Origin of the sequence: Pseudomonas sp. HY13-MNA-CIBAN-0226, from assembly GCF_040310305.1 — a bacterium.
Taxonomy (GTDB): Bacteria; Pseudomonadota; Gammaproteobacteria; order Pseudomonadales; family Pseudomonadaceae; genus Aquipseudomonas; species Aquipseudomonas gregormendelii.
In genome coordinates, this window is the sequence record NZ_JBEOPS010000417.1 from 1 (window position 1) to 255 (window position 255).

At 54.1% G+C, this 255-nt stretch carries 1 pseudogene; it reads right to left on the reverse strand.

The annotated features are described in order from the left end of the window. Window positions 1-255, reverse strand: a pseudogene (locus AAEZ05_RS29330) (hypothetical protein); the annotation flags it as partial.

The following is a 255-nucleotide window of genomic DNA, read 5'->3' on the forward strand; positions in this document are numbered from 1 at the left end:
GTTCTGCGGCACATAGTAGGTGCGTACCAGGGATTGCCCCATGTACACGAACACCTTGGCCTCACTGTTGGACAACTCGCTGGAGGTGGGAGAGCCGCTGTTGGAATAGTCGTGCACGGCATAGACGTAGCTTTCGCCGTAATGCTTTTTCTGCAGGGTGATGGTCTCCGGGCCATAGCTATCGGTGTCATCCACGTCCAGTTCGGCGTCGGTGCCCTTTTTATTGTTGAAGAAGATGTTATTGCCGGGGAAGAT